Here is a 21,650-nt window from a genome sequence, read left to right on the forward strand (position 1 = left end):
CCATCTGTGCGTGTGCGACACATCCTCTGTCACTGACGCAACACCCCCGTAGGCCGGTTCCTGACGCGACGGCAGCGGAGCTGACGGTCCATCAACTCGGACGGGTGCCCGCGATGCCGCCATCCGGTGCAGCTTGCACGCCGTCATGGCGCGTTGACGGCCGCGTCACCAGGTCGTCTGGCACGGTGAAGCACCCCGATCAGGGTCGACCATGACGGAGTCCTCATGCAGCAGAATCCGCACCTCGACCGTCACGCCCGACTGGCCCGGAAGGCCCTCGGGCTGGCACTCGCCCTCGGCGTCGTGGTGGGCGTCAGCGCCCCGGCCGTGGCCGCGCCGAGCGGCGCGAAGGGCGACAGGCAGAACGGCGCGCAGGGCGACGCCCGCGCACTGGCGGCGCGGCCGGCCGGCATCGGTCCGCGCACCTGGAGCCACGTGCCCGGCTCTGCCCAGCAGATCATCCTGGTCCAGGGCGACGGCTGGGGTTCGTCGCACAACACCGTGTCGCTCTGGCAGTTCAGCGGCGGCGGCTGGCAGCGCGTGGCGCAGTGGAGCGGCCACAACGGCGAGCGCGGCTGGAGCTCGGACCACTACGCGGGCGACATGCACACCCCCACCGGCGTCTACACCCTGCACGACGCGGGCGGCCGACTCCCCAACCCCGGCACCCGGCTGAGCTACCAGTACTCCCGCGGCATCTACGCCCTCGGCGGCCACTCCGCCAACGGCGCCTCCCGTGCGCACCTGTTCGACTACGTGGTGGCGATCGACTACAACCGCGTGCCCGGCTCCGCGCCGACGGACCAGCGCCGCCCGATGGGCTACTACCGCGGCGGCGGCATCTGGTTCCACGTCACCGACGGGAACTGGACGGCGGGCTGCGTCTCCAACCCGGAAAACGACATGCGGTTGACCGAGCGCTGGCTCGACCCGGCCGCCCATCCGGTGATCGTCATGGGACCGTCGTCCCTGGACGCGCGGTGACGGTCCGGGCGTCCGGTTCCGTTCCGGCAGTTCAGTCGGGCAGGCCCCAGAACGGGCCGTGCAGTCCCACCTCGGCGAAGTAGGCCGCAGCGGAGGCCGGATCGCGGCGCTGGTAGCCCCGGTCCATCCGGCCCGCGTACCAGTGGCGGGCGAGCCGCCACAGGGTGGCCAGGTCCATCACATAGCCGCGCGGCCGTCCGGTGCGCTCCAGCCAGGCGTCGACGCAGTCGGCCGAGCAGAACAGGCGCTGGTGCGCGCAGTGTGCACGACGTCGTCCCAGACGCGGTGCGCCGGGGTGAGGAAGTGGGCCACCTGCTCCCCCGGCGGCGGGGCCTCGCGGCCGACCACCCAGGCGTGCGGGGTGTCGCACGCCGGGCAGCGGGTGGCGACGAGGACGTCCGGCTCGTCGTCCAGCAGGTGGGGAACGGCGAAGGAGTCCCAGGCGCAGCCGCCCCACCACAGGGTGCTGCGGCCCATCACCGAGAAGCCGAGCGGGATCGACGCGAACGGGTGCGCCATGAGGATCCGGTCCTGGGCCTGCGCGTCCAGCACCACGTCGCGATGGTCATGGAGGGCCTGCAGCGCGTGCCGGACGACGGCCTGCGGCAGGCCGGTCGCGGCGGCGAGGTCCGCCGGGGACGGCGCGTCGCCGGTACGGGCGAAGTGGGCGTAGACGGCCAGCCGGACCTGCTCGGTGTCCGCCGCCTGCGACGGTGCGGCGGTGGCGTCGTTCACGTCGGCGCTCCCTTGCTCTGTTGCGGGTCCTCTTGTTGCGTGCAGGCCGGACCGGCCGGGTCAGCGGCCTGGCGGTGGTCCCGCTGCGGCGTGGTCGGAGACGGCGACCACCAGCACGCGGGTGTCCGGGCTGAGGCTGCGCCAGCGGTGGCGGACGCCGCCGGAGAGGTAGAGGGTGTCGCCGCGGCGGAGATGGTGGATCCGGCCTTCGGCCTCGACCTCCGCCGCGCCGTCGGCGACGTACATCAACTCGTCGCCGAGGTGCAGGAATTCGCGGTCGGCCTGCTGATCCCCGGTGAACTCCAGGGCGTGCAGCGGGCGTCGGCCGCGGACCAGGGGACGGACGCCCGCGTCCGGGGACAGGCCCGCGTCTGCGTCGGCCAGGACGATGTCGACCGGCCGGTCCGCGGCATCCGCGACGGCGAGCAGGTCGACCGCGGTGGTCTCCAGCCCGTCGGCGATGCGTTGCAGCGAGCGCATGCTGGGGCGGGCCCGGTCGTTCTCGATCTGGCTGAGGAAGGGGACGGACAGGCCGGTCCGGCGCGCCACCTCGGCGAGGGTGAGGTCGAGGGTCCGGCGCCGCCGCCGGACCGCACCGCCGAGGCGCGGCTCGGCGCGCTCGCCCGTGCCCGTGACCGCCTCGCCCGTGACTGCCTCGCCCGTGATCGCTTCACGCATGATCGCCGCACCTCCCTGCGGTCACCTTACGCACCTCCGGGGCACGTTTCGTACGGCTGCAACACGGCCGACACATCACGCTCCTATCGTCGAAGCACTTTGATGTCATCAAACAAACTTTGATGGGAGCGTGCTTCGTGGCCCAGCGCATCACGACGGCCCGAGTCGACCAGAACCAACGCCGCCGTCGCGGCACCGGGCTCATCGCCCTCGACCCGGACGTCGCCTTCCCCGGCTTCACCCTCTTCGCCCCGTTGACCGGCGGCGGCGAGGTGCACCTGGTCGACCTGCACGGGCGGACCGCGCACCAGTGGCGGTTCCCCTACCGGCCGGGGCGGCACGCCCGGATCGTGCGCGGCGGCGAGCTCGCCTACAACGGCGTGCTGCCCGGCGAGCAGGCGCTCTTCCCGATGTGGCACAAGTACCGGGGCGGCGTGATGCTCCGCGCCGCGCCGGACGGTGAAGTCCTGTGGGAGCACCGGGATCCGCAGCAGCACCACGACGCCCACCACCTCGACGACGGCGGCGTCCTCTACACCGGCGTCGAGCCGCTGCGGGGCACGGAGGCGTCGGCGGTCCTCGGCGGAGTACCGGGCTCGGAGGCCGACGGCACGACGGTGTGGGCCGACACCATCACCGAGGTCGGACCGGACGGGTCGACCCGCTGGACCTGGCGCGCCGCCGAGCATCTGGACCGGGCCGCTTTCCCGCTCCACCCGGACTACGCCCGCGAGCACTGGCCGCTGATCAACAGCGTCACTCCGCTGGCCGACGGCAACGTGCTGGCCAGCCTGCGCAGCGTCTCGGCCGTGGTGGTGATCAGCCGCAGCACCGGCGAGATCCTGTGGCGCACCGAGCCCGGCACGGTCTCGCAGCAGCACTGCCCAACCGAGCTGGACGACGGCCGCCTGCTCGTCTTCGACAACGGCGTCTTCCGGCCCGGCCACGACGTGCCGTACTCGCGCGTCGTCGAGATCGACCGGAACGACGGCCGGGTCGCCTGGGAGTACCACGACCCGGCCAAGGAGTCGTTCTTCGCACCGTTCATGGGCGCGGCCCAGCGGCTACCGGGCGGCAACACCCTGGTCACCGACTCGCCCGCGGGCCGCATCTTCGAGGTGACCGCGGACGGCTACCTGTGCTGGGAGTACGTCGTGCCGCACTTCGGCCCGTACACCGAGACGGAGGTCCGCTCGCTCTTCCCCGCCGAGCCCAACGCCGTCTTCCGGGCCTACCGCTACGCGCCCGAGGAGATACCGTGGCTGGACGCGCGCCCGTGACGGCCACGCCTGCGGCTGACGAGGGCGCGCCGCTGCGACGTCTGCTCCCGCTCGCCTGCCAGCATGTGCTGGCCATGGCGGCGACGCCCGTCTCCACCGCCTTCCTCGTCGCGACCTCGCTCCGGCTGACTGCCGGTCAGACCGCGTCCCTGCTCTCCGCGGTGCTGGTGCTTTCGGGAGCGGGCTCGGTGCTGCAGTCGCTCGGGGTGTGGTCCTTCGGCGCCCGGCTGCCCTTCGTGATGTTGCCCGGCGGGGCCGCCACCGCGCTCTTCCTGCAGATCGCGCACGACCACGGCCCGGCCGTCGCGTCCGGCTCGGTCCTGCTGGCTGCGGCACTGCTGCTCGCGGTCACCCCGTTGTACGGACGGGTGGTCAGGCTCTTTCCCCCGCTGGTCATGGGCGTGACCGTGCTGCTGGTGGGGGTGTCGATGGTCCGGGTCACCACGCAGTTGCTCGTGGGCGCGAACGGGAGCGCGCCGCCGCACGCCCTGGCCGCCGCCGGGCTGACCGTCGCGCTCACCCTCCTCGCCCACCTGCTGCTGCGGGGCGCCTGGCGCCGGTCGGCGGTGCTGGTCGGGATGGTGGGCGGCACCGTCCTGGTGGTCGCCGCCGGGCTCGGCAGGTTCGCTCCGGCCGCCGGAGCGGGCGTCGCGCTGCCGCATCTGCTGCCGTACGGCACACCGGAGTTCGACCTTCCGGCGGCGCTGCCCCTGCTGCTGTTCAGCCTCACCTCGCTGGCCGAGGCCACCGGCCAGACGGTGCTCAACACCGAGAAGCCCGGCAGCGACGAGCAACCCGATCTCGGCCGGGACGTCCCGCGTCTGGCGCGCGCCGACGCGCTGGTCTCGCTGCTCGGCGGGGTCCTGGGCACGCCGCCGATGGTGACCAGCTCGGAGAACGTCGGCCTGACCCGGCTGACCGGCGTCCGCAGCCGCTCCGTGACGGCGACGGCCGGTCTGCTCCTGGTCGCCGCCGGACTGCTCTCCCCGCTGTCACGGCTGGTGGCCGGGCTGCCGACGGCGGTCGTCGCGGGCTCGGCGCTGGTGGTCTACGCGATGATCACGGCGATGGGCGTGGAGCTGCTGGGCCGGGCGCTCGGCCGGACGGAGCCGGACGGCGGCTCGGTCGACGCGCTGGTCGTCGGCCTGGCACTGACGGCGGGTCTGTTGCCGGTGGTGGCACCGGCGCTGTACGCGGGTCTCCCGGGCTGGGCCCGGACCGTCCTCGGCAGCGGCGTCGTGGCCGGGACCCTGACGGCCGTCCTGCTGCACGCGCTGACCTCGCTGCGCTCCTCGGCCTTGCCGGGCAGAGACGGCAGAGGGGAAATTTCGTGCACGAGCCTTGCTGTCTTTTGTCGTGGATGCGTCAATAGGCGCGATCCGGAAGCCGACTGACTTCGTTCCGGAGGCTTCCTCGTGCACCCAGGAAGGAGACTCTCCATGAAGCACGCAAGACTCGGTGCCGGCGCGGCACTTGCCGTCTCGGCCCTCCTCGCCGTGGGCGTGGCGCAGGCGCCCCTGGCCGGCGCGGTCTCGCCCGGCACGGCCACCGTCGCGTTCGACTGCGGCTCCTACGGCTCGGGCTCGGCGACACTGACGGCCTCCCAGGACGGCACCACCGCGACGATCACCCTGTCGACCTCGGCCATCACGGCCCCGTTCGAGATCTCCGCGGACTCCGTCAGCTCCAACCTCACCATGACCAACACCGACGGCAGCACGGTGTCCTTCACCGGCGGCTCCAACCCCGACATCCCGGCCGGCGGCGCGGTCTCGACGGGTCCGCTGACCGGGACGGTCGCGGCGGGCGAGAACCTGTCCGCCACCTCGCTCACGGTCACCGTGTTCGGGATCACGGCCACCTGCACGGCGACCTCCGCGCAGACGCCGCCGTTCTCGTTCTGACCCCAGCGCACGTATGAGACGGCCGACCAGGCCCGGGCATCTGGTCGGCCGTCGTTCGCTCAGCCGAGATCCGGCGCAGGGACGGCGGCCTCGGGGGCGGCGGTCCCCGCCCGCGCCTCGGCGCTGTCCCGACGCGTGCCCAGGACCAACGTCGCGACGCCCGTGACGGCCAGGTTCGGCGCGAGCGAGATCAGACCGGGGTCCCAGTTGCCGATGTCCACGCCGCCGAAGGTCAGCCAGGTGAGGCAGGCGACGCCGGTGACGATGCCCAGCAGCGCCGGGGTCGCGCCGAGACGGTTGCGCCGGGCGAGCGCCGCCACGGTGGCGGGCGCGAGCTGGGCCAGGCCGCCGTAGGTGAGCAGCAGCAGGTTGGTGAGCAGGTCGGGCCGGGTGAGCCCGAGCACCAGGGCCGCCGCGGAGGCCGCGACGACGGTGAGGTGATTGGTCGTCAGGCGGGCCCGCTCGCTGCGGACCGGGACGAGGTTGTGGGAGACCAGGGTGGAGATGCCCATGACGATCGCCGCCGAGGGCACCATCGCCGCGCCCGCGGCCGCCACGGCGATCAGGCCGACCACCCAGCCGGGCAGGCTGTGCGCGGCCATGGTCAGCAGCACCGACTTGCCCGACGTGCCGGGTGCCAGCGCCAGCACTCCCGCCAGGCCGACGATCACCGGGATGCCCAGGGCCACCTGGTAGAGCGGCAGCCAGACGTAGTTGCTGCGCAGCGCCTTGCCGCTGCGGGCGGACAGCACCGGCGGCCACAGGTGCGGCATGGTGTTGAGACCGGACCCGATCGCGCTGATCAGCATCGACGTGGTGAACCAGGTCGCGTCGTAGCCGGGCGCGTGCAGGGTGAGCAGTTGCGGGTGGGTGTGCTGGAGGGTGTGGAAGAGGTGCCCGAGTCCGCCGCTGACGGAGACCGGCACCGCCACCAGCAGCACCAGCAGGGCGAGCACCATCAGCGCGTCCTTGAGGTAGGCGACCCGGGCGATGCCGCGGATGCCGGACCAGAGCACGAAGCCGACCGTCAGCACGGTGGCCAGCACCATGCTCAGGTTCGCGCCCGCGTGGCTGCCGGTGGCGAGTTGGACGATCAGCCCGAGGCCGGTGATCTGCAACTGCAGGTAGGGCAGCAGGAACACCGCGCCGACGACGGCGACGACCTTGCCGAGCAGCGGGCTGCCGAAGCGGTGGGCGAAGAAGTCGGCCTGGGTGAGGTAGCCGTGGTCGCGGCCCAGGCGCCAGGTGCGGGGGCCGATCCAGTACATCGTCACCAGACTGATCGCCAGATAGCCGATGGCGTAGGTGGCGGAGACGCCGCCGTCGAAGGCGAGACCGGCCAGGCCCAGGAAGCTGAAGGTGGTGAAGAACTCCCCCGCCTGAAGGAACCAGGAGGTGGCCGCGGAGAAGTTGCGGTGCCCGACGGTCCACTCCCCCAGCTGCTTGCTGGGGCGTCGGCGTCCGGAGAGTCCGAGGGCGGCGATCGCCACCATGCCCAGGACGGTGATGACCATGCTGGTGTTCATCTCGCGGCCTCCTCGGCGCGGTCGGCGGTGCTCGGGGCGGCGTCGTGGGGGTGGTCGGCCGAGCGTTCGACCGCGTAGAGGGCGACGGTCGTGCCGACCGTCCAGAGCACGGCCCAGACCAGGACGGACGGCAGTCCGAACCAGAGATGCGGGCCGTTGACGAAGGGCAGGAAGGGCGTTGCGAAGAATCCGAGGACCGGAACGCAGGCCCAGACGACGTGCTTCGGCTTCATGGAGTTCCTGTCGGTCAGGGGTGGGGGTGACTCAGGAAGTGGGGGTGACTCAGGAAGAGGGGGTGGCCCGGGAAGTGGGGGTGACTCAGGAAGAGGGGGTGACTCAGGAAGAGGGGGTGGCCCGGGAAGAGGGGGTGACTCAGGAGGGCGGCGTGGCGAAGGTCGGGCGCCGGAGGTGGTGCCGGGTGGCGGACTCGAAGGCGTGGCCGGCGCGCAGGACCGCCAGGTCGGCGCGGGCCGGGCCGACGATTTGCAGGCCGACGGGCAGGCCGTTGGCGGAGAACCCGGCGGGCACGGAGAGCGCGGGCGTGCCGAGCACGCTGATGACGTACGCCGAGCGCATCCAGTCCAGGTAGGTGTGCTGCGGACGTCCCGCGACGACGGCCGGGTACTCCCACTCCACCGGGAACGGCAGCACCTGGCTGACCGGGGCGAGCAGCAGGTCGTACCGCTGGAAGAAGGCGGTCGCCTCCAGGTGCAGCCGGGTACGGGCGGCGGTCGCGCGGGCGACGTCGGTGCCGGTCAGGCCACGGCCCTCCTCGATGTTCCAGACCACGCTGGACTTGAGCGCGTCGCGGTGACGGTCCAGCAGATCGCCGAGGGCGAGGTCGAACTCGTGGGCGCGCAGCGTCCGGAAGACGCCGTGGGCGGCGCGCAGGTCCGGGCAGGCGGGTTCGACGCGCGCGCCGAGCTCCTCGAAGACCTTGAGCTGCGCTTCCAGGACGGCGAGCACCTCGGGCTCGACGTCGACGGTGCCGCCGAGGTCGGGCGCCCAGGCGATCCGCAGGCCGGAGAGGTCGGGCTCCCCCAGCGTGCGGAACGCCTCCCCCGGCGCCTCCAGGCTGGTCGGGCAGCGTGGATCGGGGCCGGCCATGACCGAGAGCAGCAGCGCGACGTCGGTGACGGTTCTCGCCATCGGGCCCGCCACGGCGAGCGTCTCCCAGACGTGCGCCGACGGGTACGACGGCACCCGGCCCGGGGTCGGGCGGAAGCCGACGACGTTGCAGAAGGACGCGGGGTTGCGCAGCGAGCCGCCCATGTCGCTGCCGTCCGCGAGCGGCTGCAGCCCGGCGGCGAGCGCGGCGGCCGCACCGCCGCTGCTGCCGCCCGCGGAGAGGGCGGGGTCGTAGGGGTTGCGGGTGGCGCCGAAGACGGTGTTGAAGGTGTGCGAACCGGCCGCGAACTCCGGCACGTTGGTCTTGCCGATCCGGATCGCTCCCGCCGTCTGGATCCGCTCCACCAGCAGCTCGTCCTCGTCGGGGACGTGGTCGGCGAAGAGCGGCGACCCGTGGGTCGTCCGCATGCCGCGGGTGAGGTGGGTGTCCTTGAACGCGATCGGCAGCCCGTGCAGCGGGCCGACCGGAAGCCCGCGCGCGAGCCGGTCGTCTGCGGCGCGGGCGGCGGCGAGCGCGCCCTCCGGGTCGAGCGTGACGATCGCGTTGATCCGGGCGTTGACCTGGTCGATCCGGTCGAGATGGGCCTGGACCACCTCCCGGCTGGAGAGCTCGCGACGCCGGATCAGGGCGGCGAGCGCGGTGGCGTCGGTGTAGTGGAGCGGCTCGTTCATGGAGTCCTCGGGGCGGCGGAGGGTGACCTGGGTCACGGTTGTTCCTCAGGTTCGCCCATCCTGTGGGCTGAGACGAATCTCGTCAATAGATTGCTCAAAATGACGTTTCTAGTCATTCTTATGAGCGATCCCCCACTTCTGGCCAACAGGAGCAAATCCATGACGCACCACCCCCGCCCCCGGGGCCCACTCGCCGGACGGCTCGTGCTCGACCTGTCCCGCGCGCTGGCCGGACCGCACGCCGCGATGATGCTCGGCGACCTCGGCGCCCGCGTGATCAAGATCGAGGCCCCGGGCCGGGGCGACGACACCCGTGGCTGGGGCCCGCCGTTCGTCGGCCCCGAGGACGCCCGCGAGTCGACGTACTTCCTCTCCTGCAACCGCAACAAGGAGTCGGTGACCGCCGACCTCAAGTCCGAGGCCGGGCGGGATCTGATCACCCGTCTGGTGCGGCGCGCCGACGTGCTGGTGGAGAACTTCCGGCCCGGCGTGCTGGACCGGCTCGGCTTCCCGGTCGAGCGGCTGCACGAGCTCAACCCGGCGCTGGTGGTGCTCTCGATCAGCGGCTTCGGCCACGACGGCCCCGAGGGCGGCCGGGCCGGGTACGACCAGATCGCCCAGGGCGAGGCCGGGTTGATGAGCCTGACCGGCGAGCCCGGCGCCCCCGCCAAGGTCGGCACCCCGATCGCCGACCTGCTGGCCGGGATCTTCGGCGCGACGGCGGTGCTGGCCGCGCTGCTGGAACGCGAGTCCACCGGGCGCGGTCGGGTCGTGCGGACCTCGCTGCTCTCCTCCCTCATCGGGATCCACAGCTTCCAGGGCACCCGCTGGACCGTGGCGGGCGAGGTCCCGCGCGCGACCGGCAACCAGCACCCGTCGATCGCGCCCTACGGCCTCTTCCGCTGCGCGGACGGCGACATCCAGCTGGCGGCGGGCAGCGAGTCGCTCTGGCGTGCCGTCGCCCAGGTCACCGGCCTGGACCCGGACGACGCCCGGTTCGCCAGCAACGCGAACAGGGTGACGCACCGTCAGGAGCTGGCCGCGCTGCTGGAAGGCGTCTTCGCGACCGACAGCGCCGCCCGCTGGCTGGAACGGCTCGACGCGGCCGGGATACCCGCCGGGCGGGTGCGCGGCATCGACGAGGTCTACCAGTGGGAACAGACGCGCCAGCAGGGACTGGTGATCGACGTCGAGCACAGCACGCTCGGTACGATCAGCCTGCCCGGTACGCCGTGGTCCTTCGACGAGGAGGCCGACGAGGCTGCGGTCCACCAGGCGCCGCCCACCCTCGGCGAGCACGACGCCTCGGTCCGCGCCTGGCTCGCGGCCACGGAGGCGGCAGACCGTGACACGGCACTCGCGTCGACCCTGGGGAGCTCGAAGTGACGACCGCCCGCACCACGCCCGCGTCGTTGCAGTTCGCACGGCAGCTGCTGGACGACGGCAGCTGGACGTGCTGGGACACCCCGCCACGCGGCAACCCCACCCACGGCCCCTACGCCGACGACCTCGCCCGAGCACGCGAGCGCAGCGGCGGCGCGGACGAGGCCGTCCTCACCGGCGAGGGCCGCATCCACGGCCGACGGATCGCGGTGATAGTCGGCGAGTTCGGGTTCCTCGCCGGGTCCGTCGGCGTCGCCGCGGCCGACCGGCTGCTGCGCGCCGTCGACCGCGCCACCGCGGAGGGCCTGCCGCTGCTCGCCTGCCCCGCCACCGGCGGCACCCGGATGCAGGAGGGCACGCCCGCCTTCGTCGGGATGGTCCCCATCGTCAGCGCCCTCGCCGCCCACAAGGCCGCGGGGCTCCCCTACCTCGTCCATCTCCGCCACCCCACGACCGGCGGCGTGCTCGCGTCCTGGGGCTCGCTCGGCCACACCACCACCGCCGAACCCCGGGCCCTGGTGGGCTTCCTCGGCCCGCGCGTCTACCAGGCGCTCTACGGCCGCGAGTTCCCGGAGGGCGTCCAGACCGCCGAGAACCTCGACCACCACGGCATCGTCGACGCCGTCCTCACCACCGACCAGCTCCGCGCGCGGACCGGGGACATCCTGCGCATCCTCACCCCGGGCACGGCCGAGACACCCGCCGAGCCGTCCGCCGAGGCGTCCGCCGGGACGCACGCCGACCAGCCTTCAGACCAGCCCGCCGAGGACGTCTGGCAGTCCGTCACCCTCACCCGGGCCGCCGACCGCCCGGGCCTCGCCGACCTGCTGGCGACCGCCGACTCCCTCGTCCCCCTCCACGGCACCGGCGCGGGCGAGCGCGACGACACCCTCACCCTCGCGCTGGCCCGCTTCGACGCCACGCCCTGCGTCGTCATCGGCCACGACCGCGCCCAAGCCCGTCAGCACGGCACCGAGATCACCCCCGCCGGGCTGCGCACCGCCCAGCGAGGCATGCGCCTGGCCGCCGAGCTCGGCCTTCCGCTGCTCACCGTCATCGACACCGCAGGCGCCCAACTCGGCCCGGAGCACGAAGAAGCGGCCCTCGCCGGAGAGATCGCCCGCAGCCTCCAGCAGTTGGTCACGCTGCCCGTCCCCACCCTCAGCCTCCTCCTCGGCCAGGGCACCGGCGGCGCGGCGCTCGCCCTCCTTCCCGCCGACCGCGTCCTCGCCACGCAGCACGCGTGGCTCGCACCCCTGCCTCCCGAGGGTGCTTCCGCCATCCTGCACCGCACCACTGACAGAGCGGCCGACCTCGCCCGCGCGCAGCACATCGGAGCCCACGACCTGCTGCGCGCCGGGACGGTCGACCGGATCGTCGCCGAACCCGACACGCCGTCAGCTCTGATCCGCGCCGTCAGCGCCGCCGTGAGCGGCGAGCTCGCCGCGCTCCGTGCCCGGTCAGGGCCGGTGGCCGGCTCCGCCGACGCCGTGGTGCGTCTCGCGGAGCAGCGGGGTCGCCGCAGCGCTGCGCTTGTACGCCTCGACGACGAGGTGTGACTGGATCGCCTCGACGCGGTGGACCCAGGGCGAGGCGGTGAGGAACTCCTGGAGGGCCTGCTTGGACGGCTGCGTGACGTCCACCAGCAGTTGGTGCTCGCCCATCACGGCGGCGCAGTAGCGAACCAGCGGCGACTCGACCAGCATCGCGCCGACCGGCTCGACCTGGTCCGGCCTGGTCCGGATCCACAGCAGGGCCTCGACCGGCAGGCCGAGCAGGGCCGGCTCGACGGAGGCCCGCACGCTCACCACGCCGCGCCGGGTGAAGGTCTCCAGCCTGCGCCTGACCGTGGCCTCGGACATGCCCGCGACGGCCGCCAACTCCTCATGGGTGCGGCGGCCGTCCTCGGCCAGCGCCTGGAGCAGCCGCCACTCGTCCGGGCCGACCTCGACGTCCGGCGGGTCCACGCGGTCCGGGACCTGGCTGCCGCCGTCCAGCTCGGCCTCCTCGGCCGGGGTCAGCAGGCCGGGACGCCACTCGTGCACGGTCCGGAAGTAGCGCAGCACCGGCGAGACGTGCTGCGAGACGACGCCGGGCAGTGCCGGGATCCGGTCCAGCATCAGGTTGCCGAGCCGACCGGGCGGGCACTGCACCTCCGCCACGCAGTCGAGCGGTCCGGCGACGGCGTAGCTGAAGATCGTGTCGTCCCACTCCGCGACGGCCACGGCGGCGTCCCGGACCGTTCCCGGGCGGCAGTTCAGCCGCACGATGGCCGTCTCGCCCTGGGTGATCAGCCCGGTCACCACGACCTGCCCGCTTTCGAGCAGCCGCAGGCCGCGCCGGGCGACCGTCCGCTCACCCTCGCCGAGCACGGCGGCGATCCGCCGCCACGAGGCCCGTCCGTCGACCTGCAACGCGGCGACGATGCGCCGGTCCAGCGCGTCCAGGCCCTCTTCCGTCGCTGTCACCCTCACACAGTAGCCAGTGGCGGTGACCGGTGGCCTCGCCCGGTCACGCCCGAGTCGCGCCCGGACGACGGCGGGTCCGCCCACCGGCCGTCTAGACTCGGCCGTCAGGGCCGTCAAGACGACGAAACGGGGGCGCAGTTGAGCGGGATCATCGTGGTCGGCGGGGGTATCGCCGGTTCGGCGGCGGCGTTGGCGCTGCACAAGGCCGGGTTCGAGGTGACGGTCCACGAGGCGCATCCGGTGAGCGGCGCGGACATCGGGGCCTTCCTGACGCTGGCCAGCAACGGCATGCAGGCGCTGGCGCAGTTCGACGCGGCCGAGGCGGTGGCCGCCGAGGGTTTCGAGCTGACCGCGATGAACGTGCTGGACGCGGAGGGCGCCGAGCTCGCCTCGGTGCCGCTCGGGGACGTGGAGCATCCGCTCACCCGGTTCCGCTGCCTGCGCCGCGCCGAGCTGGCCGCCGCCCTCCAGCGCGAGCTTACGCGGCGCGGCATCACGATCCGGCACGCCGCGCGGCTGGTCGGCGTCGACGACACGGACGACGGCGTCACCGCGCGCTTCGCGGACGGCTCGTCGGCGGAGGGCGAGTTGCTGGTCGGCGCGGACGGGCTGCACTCCGTCGTCCGCTCGCAGCTGGTCTCCGACGCCCGCCCGGAGTACGCGGGCCAGGCGGTCTTCTACGGCTACACGACCGAGGCCCGGCCCCCGCACACCGACGGGCGGATCACCATGGTCCGGGGCAGCGGCACGGCGTTCGGCTACGCGGTGTCGCCCGCCGGGCAGACGTACTGGTTCGCGCGGGTTCCCGGACCGGCGCTGACGGCGGAGGAGATCGCGGGCACGAAGCCCGCCGAGTGGCGCGAGCGCCTGCTGCCGCTGCTGCGCCCGGACAGCACACCCACCGCCGACATCGTGGCGGCGACGACCGAGATCCTGATGGCGACGAACGCCATGCACCTCACCCCGGGCCTGCCATGGCGCGGTCGGCGCACGGTCCTGATCGGCGACGCCGCGCACGCGGCCTCGCCCGCGACCGGCCAGGGCGCGTCGATGGCGCTGGAGGACGCCGTGGTGCTGGCGAAGGCGCTGCGGGACAGCGCGTCGACGGACGCCGCGCTCGTCTCCTACGAGGCGCACCGCAGGCCGCGCGCCGAGCAGAACATGACGAACAGCGCCCAGCTGACCGCTTCCCGCACCACCGCCGTCTCGCCGGACACCACCCGGCGCGAGCGTCCCTCGACGCGGGTGGACGAGGACGTGCAGCGGACCCTGGACTGGAACACGCCGCTCCAGGCCGCGCCGGACGTGATCTGACGCAGCGTCAACACAGCCCGAGGGCCGACCCACGCTGCCTGCGGGGTCGGCCCTCGGAGTCACCAGAACTGCCGGGTTGTCACAACCTGCCGGTCACCAGCTGTCGTTCAGCGTCCCGCTGCCCGAACCACCCGTGGTGAACGAGTGGTTGTTGCCCGGCTCCCAGGTGATCGAGCCGTCGGGGTTCTTGATGATGTACTTGTACTGGATCGAGGTGTTGGCGGGCAGGCTGACCGTGCCGCTCCACACCGGGTAGCCCGACGAGGAGAGCGGGATCGCCTGCGAGGTGTCCCAGTTGCCCAGCGCCGGGATCGAGCCGACCAGGAAGACGTTCTGCCCGTAGGTCGTGGTCTCGTTGACGTTGAAACTCTCACCGACCGTGCCGGACGCGGCCGTCGGCAGGTAGAGCGCGACCGCGTCGTCCGCCGGGACGGTGACGGTGGCGGTCCCGTTGGTGGCGACCACGACGGTCGAGCCCGTGCACGCGCCCGTCGACGGCGTCAGGTCACCGTGGATGACGTCGCAGTAGTTGCCCGCCGGAAGGCCGGTGGCCACGGTGATGGTCTTGGCCGCCGACTCGTTGTTGACGGCGATCCATCCGCGGTCGCCCCGGCTGAAGGCGATCAGGTTGGAACCGTCGTCGTACCAGTTGGCGACCGGCTGACCGGCGACTGCGTTGTGCCAGCCGACCATGTTGGCGACGCCCTGGTTGCGGTCGGTGCAGAACCAACCGTTGGAACAGTCGGTGTCCGTGACATAGCCGTTGGCGTCGGCGGGCGGGGAGTCGTCGCTGTTGGTCCAGTCGAAGCTGGCGTAGACCTGCGGGACGTCGTAACCCCAGGCCAGCTCGAAGAGGTTGGCCAGGATGTAGCTCGCGCCGGACTTGTAGTTGAGCGTGCTGCCGTTGCGCTCGGTGTCGTGGTTGGTCACCATCGACGTCGACGCGCTCGGCGGCTCAAGACCCCAACTCTGCCCGAACGTCTTCAAGTTGGCGATGTCGCCGGTGAACTGCGTCTTGAGGTCCTGGGCGTAGGTGAACTCGATGACGCTGCCGTTGGACTCGAAGGCGGCCGGCTGCAGCGCGCTGTTGGTGCTGCCCGGGATCACCTCCTGGTAGACGTACGGGCGCTGGTTCGTCCAGGTGGTGTTGTTCACCTGGGCCAGGATCGCGGCCATGTCGGCCTGGGCGATGTGCTTGGCCGCGTCCATCCGGAATCCGTCCACGCCGTCGGCGATCAGGCTGTTGAGGTAGCCCGCCTCGGTCTGCCGGACGTGGGTGGTCTCGGTGGCCAGGTCCTCCAGGTTGGACAGGTCGCAGTCCTGCACCTGGGTCTGGTTGTTCCAGTCCTGGATGGAGAGGTCCGAGTTGGGGCAGTTGCCCGGGTACTGGTGGAAGTCGGCCGAGGTGTAGCCGGGCTGGGAGTAGCTCTCCGTCGACGAGTTGAAGGTGTCGCCGCCGTAGGAGTCGGTGCTGGTGTTGTTGTTGCCCGCCATGTGGTTGAGCACGGCGTCCGCGTAGACCTTGACGCCCGCGTTGTGGCAGGTGGTGACCATGGCGGCGAACTGCGCGGCGTTGCCCATCCGGCTGTTGAGGTCGTAGCCGATCGGCTGGTAGACCTCCCACCACGGGTGGGTGCCCGAGAGCCGGATCGAGTCCTGCGGCGGGGCGACCTCGACCGCCCCGTAGCCCTTCGGGCCGAGCTCGCTGGTGCACTCGTTGGCGACGGAGTTCCAGTTCCACTCGAAGAGGTTCGCGATGACGTCGCCGCCGTCCGGCCCGGTCGCGGCCCGGGCGGGCTGCGCCTGCGTGGTCAACGGCACGACCACGGCTGCGGCGACGAGCACGCCGACGGCGACCCAGCGGGCCGTACCGCCGGACGGTGGGGTGGTGCTGCCGGGCGATGGGGTGCGGCGTCTGATGTGGATGCGCTTCCTCATGGGCCCTCTCTCCGGAGCCAGGGGGTGGGGGTCGCGGCACCGGGCCCCGCGGGCCGCCCTGCCGCGTAGCAGACCCTCTCGCGGCCCTGATGACCGCGTCAATAACTCTGTGCAAAATATTTCGGCAAGTTCCGGCAAGCCCTTGCGGGGAGCTTGCCAGGCAGAAACGCCGCGGGCCGGCCCCCCCCCCCGGGGGGCGGTCCCCGGCGGCGGCCGACCGGGCCCACAGTGGGTCAGAGCGCAGAGCCCTGCCCGAGCTTGAGGCCCCTGACGTCGTTCGGCCCGGTGGACGTGCCGAAGTGCGGCGCGGGCGTGTTGTGGTAGCAGCCGAGGTCGCCGTTGACGGTGTTGGAGCCGACCGCGTTGCCGTCCGGGTCCGCGACCTTGTCGTCGGCGACGAGGATGTTGGTGCCGACGTGGTTGCGGCTGGTGGCCATGTAGCACGAGCGTAGGTGGCTGCTGGTGATGTAGCCGCCGACGTTGTTGTCCTCGAAGTCGTCGTAGGCCGGGGTCGGCACGCCGTTGTTGGCGAGCGTCGCGAAGACGGCCAGCGAGGGCTGGGGGGCGCAGTTGACACCCGCTCCGTCGTTCAGCGTGGTGATGTCGCCCTTGACGGTGTCGGAGTGCAGGATCACCGCGAGCGCGTGGTCGCTGTTGATGTTGCCGCCGACCACGTCGTCGGTGGTGGTGCTGCAGTTGGCGTGCGGGGAGCAGCCCAGCCCCAGCGCCGCACCCCGGTCCACCTGGACGTTGCCCTTGACGTGGACGGTGGCGCCGGTGATCGCGTCGAGTACGGAGTGCGGCGTGACGTAGAGCTGGGTCTCCACGGTCACCTTGCCGCTCGGGATGGTACAGGTGCCGTCGACCACCAGCTCGTAGTAGTAACCAGGGGCAATGTCACCGCCGTGGCAGACCACCGTGGTGGCGCCGTTCGGGACGACATGGTGCGGCACGGCATGGGCGGCGGGCGCGCCGGCGAAGGCGAGCGCTGAGAGAGCGGTCAGGGCCACCGGGGCCGACCTGAGGACGGAACGGAACAACGTACGATCTCCTCGACTCTGCCCCCCACCTGACGTTCTGGCAGCAGTCACGCTATGCGCAGCGCATCCGCCCCGCCACGCAGAGCGACCGAGCAGGTGACGCCCCGTCGGGGGACACGCCACCTGCTCGACCGCCTGCTCAGCCGCCGGCCTGATCGCCGGCCCGAGCGCCGCTCAGCTGAGGTTGAAGTCGTCCGCGAAGACGTTGCCCTGCCCGTACCAGCCGTGGACGAAGACGGTGACCGTCCCGCTGCTCCCGGTGGTGAATGGCACCGTCAGCTGGTTCCAGCCACTGTTGCTGGACCAGGTCGACGCGCTTGCCCCACCGCTGACACCGACGTAGGCGTAGCTGCCCTGGACCCAACCCGACAGCGTGTAGCTGGTGTTGGGCTTGAGCGTCACCGTCTGGTCGCACTCGCCGGTGGCGGACGAGGTCGGGGTGACCTGGAGCGCGTAACTGCCGGAGTGGACCGGGCTGGTGACGACGCCGCTGCCGGACTGGCAGGTCCACGGGCTCAGACTGCCCGACTCGAAGCCCGCGTTGACCAGCGATCCGCCGCCGGTCCCGCCGCCGCCACCGCTGCCGGTCACCGTCAGGTCGTACGTCGCGGTGTGGCTGCCGCTGGACGCGGTCCCGGTGACCGTGATCGGGTAGCTGCCCGCCGCGACCGAGGACCCGACCGTCGCCGTCAGCGTCGCGCTGCCGCCGGAGGTGACCGAGCTCGGGCTGAACGACACGCTCACGCCGGACGGAGCGCCGCTCGCCGACAGGCTCACCGACTCCGCGCTGCCCACCGTCACCGCCGTGTTCACGGCCGCCGTCCCGCTGCCGCCCTGGGCGACCGACGCGGACGAGGGCGAGAGCGCCAGCGAGAAGTCACTGCTGGTCCCGCCACCGCCGCCGCCCGAGGTGCCCTCGTAGGGCACGAACGCGTCCGTGAACGCCAGCGGGTTCTGGCTGATCTCACTGCAGGTGGGCAGCGAGTTGGCACTGCCGCTGCACGCCTGGTCCCGGTCCACCGACCAGAACGCCAACCGCCCCACGCCGTGCTGCGCGGCGAAGCTCTCCACCGTCTGCGCGTCGGCGAGGGTGAAGGTCGAGCCGTCGTCGTTCTTGCCGATCATCGGCGTGATGCCGAGGTTGGCGTAGGTGTAGGACGGGTCGACCGCCTGCATCTGCGCGAGCGTGGACTGCGCGGCGGAGATCGCCGCCTGGCCCATCTCCTCGCCGGTGCCCGCGTAGTAGTCCATGGCCATGACGTTGACCACGTCGATCTTGATGCCCACGTTCTTGGCGGCCTGCAGGATGTTGACGCCGTCCTGGGTCAGCCCGCTGGGGAGGACCGGCAGGGTCATCGAGAACTGCAGGTTGGGGTTGGTCGCCTTGAGGTCCTTCATCGCCTGCATCTGCCGCGCGGCGGACGCGGTGTCGGCGACGGCGGCGCCCTCGACGTCGAAGTCGAGCTGGGTGACGCCGTAGTCGTTGATGATCGCCTGGTAGCCGGCGTCGATGCTGCTCTGCGTCGTGCAGGTCCAGGCGAGCGGCTCACCGCTGGCGCCGCCGGACGAGATGATCACCGACGCGCCCTCGGACTTGGCCTTGGCGATCTCGGGGTCGGTGTAGGAGTCCGCGCCGATCGGAAGCGTGTCGCCCCAGATCTGGTTGCAGCCCTCGCCCAGCACGAAGGCCGCGGTGTAGGCCTTCAGCCCGTGCCCGGTGACGGCCGTGTCGAGCATGCCCTCCTGACCGTTCGACATGTCGACATAGGGAGCGACCGAGTAGACACTCGTCGCCGCGGTACTCGCCGTGGGCGCGAAGGCCCCGACCATCCCGGCGACGGCGAGCGCCAGCGCGCCTGCCGAGGCGGTAAATCTTGCCAAGTGCATGACACAAGTCCCTTCGGGGGTGCCCGACGCGACGGCACCGACGATGTGGGGCGTCGGCACCGACGGACTCGGCGTGCGTCGGGAACGGAGATGTGGGGGGTGTTGCCACGCAGGCCTGGCGTGAGCACTACCAAACAACCTCCGTGAGGCTGCGTCAATAGGACTAGACCAAATTGCCGCCGCAGCGACAGGACTAGTCCACCTTCCGCCGACGACCGCCCGATCCGTACCCGACCGGTACCGGGTCCCGGCCGGGAAATTCAGTGGCCGACGGGGAGTTGGCGGGTCAGAGTCACTCGCCGGGCTTCTGCGCGAGATGCTGCTTCGCGTCCTCGTAACCCGCGTCGCCGGGGGCCTCGGCCGGGCCGTAGACGAGGTTGAGCACGCCGGTGCTGAAGGCCGCGGAGGAGAGCAGTCGCAGCGGGATCGGCTTCTCTCCTTCGCCGGACTCACCGAACAGCCGCATGCCCTTGCCCAGCGCGATCGGGTGCACCAGCAGGTGCAGCTCGTCGAGCAACCCTGCCGCCAGCAGCTGACGCACGACGGAGACCGAACCGCTCAACCCGATGTCCCCGCCGGGCTCGCCCTTCAGCGCGGTCACGGTGGCGACCAGGTCGCCTTCGAGCTGCTCGGAGTTGCGCCAGCTGAAGGTCAGCGGCTGCTTCGAGACCACGATCTTCCGCATGTCCCCCAACGCCTTGGCGAACCCGGCGTCCTCGCCACCCGCCTGCTCGCGCTCCGGCCACGCCCCGGCGAAGCTGTCGTACGTCCTGCGCCCGAACAGGATCGTGTCCGCGCCCGCCAGCTGGGCACCCACGGCTGCGCCCATCTCGTCGTTGTAGTACGGGAAGTGCCACTCGTTGGGAGCCTCCACGACACCGTCGAGCGAGATGAACAGCCCTGCCGTGATCTTTCGCATCGCCATGCCTCCGCGGGAGTGGTACGCCTCCCGCGGACTCTACCGAAATGTCCGTTCCTCACCGCTGCTTCGGTGCCTACGAGGCGAACGCGTCGACCGTCGCGGCGAACTGCTCCGCGTCCTGGAAAAGGAAGGCGTGCCCCGCGTCGGGGTACATCAGGACGTCGGCGCAGCGCAGGCCGTCGGCCAGGATCACGGCGTTGCCCGCCGGGTCCAGGGCGTCCGACGCACCGTCAGCGACCAGGACCGGCACATGGATCCGCCCCAGCTCCCGGCCCTCCCGGTCCGCGCCGGCCATCCACTGCTGGAGGGCGGTGGCCTGCTCGGCCCGCACCGCGTCGGAGACGCCGTAGAAGCCCGGGTACTGACTGATCCCCTTGGCGTACGCGTACGCGGCCGCGAGCTGGTCGGACGGGAACAGGACGGACAGCCGGACCGCCGGGTCCGGGCTGTCGAGCGCCGCGGCAGCGGCGGGCGGGATCGGCAGGGCCTGGCCCGTCCCGGCCTGGGTGGAGGCCAGCACCAACCGCCCCACCTGGCCCGGATGCCGTACCGCCAGCGCCTGCGCCACCATCCCGCCCAGCGACCACCCGAGCACGGTGGGCCGGTGCAGCCGGAGCGCGGAGATCAACGCGCTGGTCTGCTCGGCCATCGCGGGAACCGTCATCGTGCCCGGCAGCGCGCTGGTCTGTCCCACGCCCGCGTTGTCGAAGACGACCACGGTGTGGTGCGCGGCCAACGCGTCCACGAACGCGGGCGCCCAGGCGTCCATCGAGGCGCCGTGTCCCGTCACCAGCAGGATCGGGCTCCCCGCGCCGACCTCGCGGTAGCCGACGTCGCCGTCCCTGGTGTGCGCGATCAACGTCGGCGCGCCCACGATCCCGCTCGCAGGCGCCGGGGCGGACACCGGTGCCGCTGCCGCGACCCCTGTTCCGCACAGAGCCGTCACCACCGCCGTCGCCGCCGCGACTGCAACCCCGACCCGCGCTCGCATGCTGCCGCTGTGCTTCATCCGGCTCCCCGCCCTTCGCTCCCCCACCGACGACCGTCACCCGGGAGCGTAGCCACGGGCAGCCCGCAGCGCCTCCGGGTTTTGCCGCTAAGGCTGAGGGGTTCGGGAGCCCTGACTCAGCCAGGAACAGGAGTCCCGCCAGGCATCCGTGCAGAAGCTGGGCGGTAGCAGTCTTATCAGCTCGCCACCGACCTGGGACGTGCCCACCCAGCCCTCGCGCACGCCGTTGGTGACCGACTGGCACCCGGTCACGGCCTGGAGCAGCTCCACCTCGTGGCCGCCGTCCGTGAAGATCTCCAGCGCCGCCGACCCGGTGTCGTTCGGGCACTCGTAGGTCCCTCCCGGCGGCGTCGGCAGGGCGTTGAGCGCACTGCGGAAGCCGTTGATCGTCGCCTGGTCCGTGATCACCCGCGACGTCCGCTGCACCGTCCGCGTCCCGTTCGAGGCCCAGTACGCGTAGCCGCAGAGCAACAGCCGGTTCGCCGTCAGCGGTTCGAGTACGTCCCCCGTCCCGTACACGTCGGTGGCCTGGTCCTTCGGCGGCTCGGCGGGGCACCGGCCCGTGCGTACCGCCGTCAGGGCCGCCGCGACAGCCGACGGGTCCTGCGTCTGCGTCACGTTGCCGTTGAGCCAGCCACTCGCGTGGATCCCCCACAGCACAGCCGCTACGACCACCGCGAGCGCCAGTGCCTCCTGCCACAGCTTGAGCCTCAGTCGCCGTCTGCCGCCAGGTCTTCGCGCCATCCTCGCCCCCTCGCATCGTGCCCGTAGGACGAAGCAGG

At 72.1% G+C, this 21,650-nt stretch carries 19 protein-coding genes and 1 pseudogene; 7 read left to right on the top strand and 13 right to left on the bottom strand.

From position 1 onward, the window contains the following. The first annotated feature begins 225 nt into the window (after positions 1–225). Entirely contained in the window at positions 226–984 is a 759-nt protein-coding gene (locus tag I2501_RS15620) for a L,D-transpeptidase family protein (RefSeq protein WP_196194582.1), read from the top strand. Between the two features lie 31 nt (positions 985–1,015). On the opposite strand, the gene I2501_RS40940 is transcribed toward I2501_RS15620, so the two are convergent. The 3 genes and pseudogenes from I2501_RS40940 to I2501_RS15630 all read right to left on the bottom strand — a co-directional run bounded on the left by I2501_RS40940 (position 1,016) and on the right by I2501_RS15630 (position 2,397). Then, entirely contained in the window at positions 1,016–1,162 is a 147-nt protein-coding gene (locus I2501_RS40940; RefSeq protein WP_236046507.1) for a hypothetical protein, read from the bottom strand. A gap of 18 nt (positions 1,163–1,180) precedes the next feature. Then, positions 1,181–1,719 (bottom strand): annotated as a pseudogene (gene merB, locus I2501_RS40605) (organomercurial lyase); the annotation flags it as partial. Positions 1,720–1,779: 60 nt separating this feature from the next. Continuing rightward, a complete protein-coding gene (locus tag I2501_RS15630; protein ID WP_196194583.1) occupies positions 1,780–2,397 on the bottom strand; it encodes a helix-turn-helix domain-containing protein in 618 nt (205 codons plus the stop codon). A 137-nt stretch (positions 2,398–2,534) separates the two neighbouring features. Between I2501_RS15630 and I2501_RS15635 the strand changes: the two genes are divergently transcribed. The 3 genes from I2501_RS15635 to I2501_RS15645 are packed head-to-tail and all read left to right on the top strand — an operon-like array spanning position 2,535 to position 5,581. Beyond that, positions 2,535–3,677: an aryl-sulfate sulfotransferase gene (locus I2501_RS15635; protein WP_328806386.1), complete on the top strand. Its 1,143-nt coding sequence runs from the start codon at positions 2,535–2,537 to the stop codon at positions 3,675–3,677. Next, positions 3,656–5,071, top strand: a complete 1,416-nt coding sequence (locus tag I2501_RS15640; protein ID WP_328806387.1) for a solute carrier family 23 protein — start codon at positions 3,656–3,658, stop codon at positions 5,069–5,071. The genes I2501_RS15635 and I2501_RS15640 overlap by 22 nt, the downstream gene beginning before the upstream one ends. Positions 5,072–5,116: 45 nt before the next feature. Then, positions 5,117–5,581, top strand: coding sequence for a hypothetical protein (locus tag I2501_RS15645; protein WP_196194585.1), 465 nt, complete (start codon positions 5,117–5,119; stop codon positions 5,579–5,581). Between the two features lie 59 nt (positions 5,582–5,640). Here the strand turns inward: I2501_RS15645 and I2501_RS15650 are convergent, their stop codons facing one another. From I2501_RS15650 to I2501_RS15660, 3 genes are all read right to left on the bottom strand, one after another. Then, entirely contained in the window at positions 5,641–7,107 is a 1,467-nt protein-coding gene (locus I2501_RS15650; protein ID WP_196194586.1) for a sodium:solute symporter family protein, read from the bottom strand. Further along, complete coding sequence (locus tag I2501_RS15655) at positions 7,104–7,340, bottom strand: hypothetical protein (protein WP_196194587.1); 237 nt, start codon at positions 7,338–7,340, stop codon at positions 7,104–7,106. The genes I2501_RS15650 and I2501_RS15655 overlap by 4 nt, the downstream gene beginning before the upstream one ends. A gap of 139 nt (positions 7,341–7,479) precedes the next feature. Further along, a complete protein-coding gene (locus I2501_RS15660) occupies positions 7,480–8,907 on the bottom strand; it encodes an amidase (protein WP_196194675.1) in 1,428 nt (475 codons plus the stop codon). Positions 8,908–9,066: 159 nt separating this feature from the next. Here I2501_RS15660 and I2501_RS15665 point away from each other — a divergent pair, with 159 nt between their 5' ends. After that, positions 9,067–10,293, top strand: a complete 1,227-nt coding sequence (locus I2501_RS15665) for a CaiB/BaiF CoA transferase family protein (RefSeq protein WP_196194588.1) — start codon at positions 9,067–9,069, stop codon at positions 10,291–10,293. Beyond that, the gene (locus tag I2501_RS15670) at positions 10,290–11,849 is read left to right on the top strand and encodes a carboxyl transferase domain-containing protein (RefSeq protein WP_328806388.1); all 1,560 of its coding nucleotides are present in this window, start codon (positions 10,290–10,292) and stop codon (positions 11,847–11,849) included. Before I2501_RS15665 ends, I2501_RS15670 begins: the two co-directional genes overlap by 4 nt. Here the strand turns inward: I2501_RS15670 and I2501_RS15675 are convergent. Beyond that, the gene (locus I2501_RS15675; RefSeq protein WP_328806389.1) at positions 11,751–12,758 is read right to left on the bottom strand and encodes an Lrp/AsnC family transcriptional regulator; all 1,008 of its coding nucleotides are present in this window, start codon (positions 12,756–12,758) and stop codon (positions 11,751–11,753) included. The two genes, I2501_RS15670 and I2501_RS15675, sit on opposite strands and share 99 nt — an antisense overlap. 138 nt (positions 12,759–12,896) lie before the next feature. Here I2501_RS15675 and I2501_RS15680 point away from each other — a divergent pair, with 138 nt between their 5' ends. Next, positions 12,897–14,072, top strand: a complete 1,176-nt coding sequence (locus tag I2501_RS15680) for an FAD-dependent monooxygenase (protein ID WP_196194590.1) — start codon at positions 12,897–12,899, stop codon at positions 14,070–14,072. Positions 14,073–14,165: 93 nt separating this feature from the next. Here the strand turns inward: I2501_RS15680 and I2501_RS15685 are convergent, their stop codons facing one another. From I2501_RS15685 to I2501_RS15710, 6 genes are all read right to left on the bottom strand, one after another. Continuing rightward, positions 14,166–16,010, bottom strand: a complete 1,845-nt coding sequence (locus I2501_RS15685; RefSeq protein ID WP_196194591.1) for a carbohydrate-binding module family 20 domain-containing protein — start codon at positions 16,008–16,010, stop codon at positions 14,166–14,168. Between the two features lie 233 nt (positions 16,011–16,243). Next, entirely contained in the window at positions 16,244–17,020 is a 777-nt protein-coding gene (locus I2501_RS15690; RefSeq protein WP_196194592.1) for a hypothetical protein, read from the bottom strand. Between the two features lie 204 nt (positions 17,021–17,224). Further along, positions 17,225–18,937, bottom strand: coding sequence for a carbohydrate binding domain-containing protein (locus I2501_RS15695; protein ID WP_196194593.1), 1,713 nt, complete (start codon positions 18,935–18,937; stop codon positions 17,225–17,227). 292 nt (positions 18,938–19,229) lie between these two features. Continuing rightward, positions 19,230–19,856 (bottom strand): dihydrofolate reductase family protein, encoded by a 627-nt coding sequence (locus I2501_RS15700; RefSeq protein ID WP_196194594.1) that lies wholly within the window; start codon positions 19,854–19,856, stop codon positions 19,230–19,232. Positions 19,857–19,932: 76 nt separating this feature from the next. Further along, positions 19,933–20,868 carry an alpha/beta fold hydrolase gene (locus I2501_RS15705; RefSeq protein ID WP_196194595.1) on the bottom strand — a complete coding sequence of 312 codons (936 nt, stop codon included), beginning with the start codon at positions 20,866–20,868 and terminating at the stop codon, positions 19,933–19,935. A gap of 87 nt (positions 20,869–20,955) precedes the next feature. Next, a complete protein-coding gene (locus tag I2501_RS15710) occupies positions 20,956–21,612 on the bottom strand; it encodes a hypothetical protein (protein WP_196194596.1) in 657 nt (218 codons plus the stop codon). Positions 21,613–21,650 lie beyond the last annotated feature (38 nt).

The organism is Streptacidiphilus fuscans, assembly GCF_015690355.1.
In the GTDB taxonomy this organism is placed as follows: domain Bacteria; phylum Actinomycetota; class Actinomycetes; order Streptomycetales; family Streptomycetaceae; genus Streptacidiphilus; species Streptacidiphilus fuscans.

Bases quoted from the DNA above. Each gene is read 5' to 3' on its own strand.
- I2501_RS15620 (WP_196194582.1), top strand. From the start codon at position 226: ATGCAGCAGAATCCGCACCTCGACCGTCACGCCCGACTGGCCCGGAAG.
- I2501_RS40940 (WP_236046507.1), bottom strand. From the start codon at position 1,162: ATGGACCTGGCCACCCTGTGGCGGCTCGCCCGCCACTGGTACGCGGGC.
- I2501_RS15630 (WP_196194583.1), bottom strand. From the start codon at position 2,397: ATGCGTGAAGCGATCACGGGCGAGGCAGTCACGGGCGAGGCGGTCACG.
- I2501_RS15645 (WP_196194585.1), top strand. From the start codon at position 5,117: ATGAAGCACGCAAGACTCGGTGCCGGCGCGGCACTTGCCGTCTCGGCC.
- I2501_RS15650 (WP_196194586.1), bottom strand. From the start codon at position 7,107: ATGAACACCAGCATGGTCATCACCGTCCTGGGCATGGTGGCGATCGCC.
- I2501_RS15655 (WP_196194587.1), bottom strand. From the start codon at position 7,340: ATGAAGCCGAAGCACGTCGTCTGGGCCTGCGTTCCGGTCCTCGGATTC.
- I2501_RS15660 (WP_196194675.1), bottom strand. From the start codon at position 8,907: ATGAACGAGCCGCTCCACTACACCGACGCCACCGCGCTCGCCGCCCTG.
- I2501_RS15665 (WP_196194588.1), top strand. From the start codon at position 9,067: ATGACGCACCACCCCCGCCCCCGGGGCCCACTCGCCGGACGGCTCGTG.
- I2501_RS15685 (WP_196194591.1), bottom strand. From the start codon at position 16,010: ATGAGGAAGCGCATCCACATCAGACGCCGCACCCCATCGCCCGGCAGC.
- I2501_RS15695 (WP_196194593.1), bottom strand. From the start codon at position 18,937: ATGCACTTGGCAAGATTTACCGCCTCGGCAGGCGCGCTGGCGCTCGCC.
- I2501_RS15700 (WP_196194594.1), bottom strand. From the start codon at position 19,856: ATGCGAAAGATCACGGCAGGGCTGTTCATCTCGCTCGACGGTGTCGTG.
- I2501_RS15705 (WP_196194595.1), bottom strand. From the start codon at position 20,868: ATGAAGCACAGCGGCAGCATGCGAGCGCGGGTCGGGGTTGCAGTCGCG.
- I2501_RS15710 (WP_196194596.1), bottom strand. From the start codon at position 21,612: ATGGCGCGAAGACCTGGCGGCAGACGGCGACTGAGGCTCAAGCTGTGG.